General features: G+C 66.1%; 1 protein-coding gene. It reads left to right on the top strand.

Going from position 1 to position 495, the window contains the following annotated elements:
- Window positions 1–495: alpha/beta hydrolase (locus IU450_RS39320; protein WP_228835767.1), on the top strand; the 495-nt coding region annotated here is incomplete at both ends.

The following is a 495-nucleotide window of genomic DNA, read 5'->3' on the forward strand; positions in this document are numbered from 1 at the left end:
CCGGACGGATGTGGTGGAGTTCTTTCGGGACAAGCAGGTCAATGTGGTGGTTCCGTTCGGGGGTGCCAGTTCGTATTTCACGGATTGGCGTGCGGATGATCCGGTGTTGGGGCGGCAGCGCTGGGCGACGTTCCTGACGCGGGAGTTGCCTCCGATCGTCGATGCGGCGTTCGGGGGGAACGGGGCGAACGCGATCGCGGGTATCTCGATGGCGGGTACGTCGGTGTTCCAGTTGGCGTTGGCCGCGCCGGGGTTGTATCGGGCTATCGGGTCGTATTCCGGGTGTGTGCGCACCAGTGATCCGCAGGGTCAGGTGATCGTGAGCGCGGTGGTGGGTGGTCGCCGGGGCAATGTCGTGAACATGTGGGGTCCGCCGACGGATCCGGCGTGGGCGGCCAACGACCCGTATCTGCACGCGGACAAGTTGCGGGGTACCGCGATCTACGTCTCGACCGGTAGCGGGGCACCGGGACCACACGACACACTCCACGGCGC

It is taken from the genome of Nocardia abscessus (assembly GCF_015477775.1).
In the GTDB taxonomy this organism is placed as follows: domain Bacteria; phylum Actinomycetota; class Actinomycetes; order Mycobacteriales; family Mycobacteriaceae; genus Nocardia; species Nocardia abscessus_A.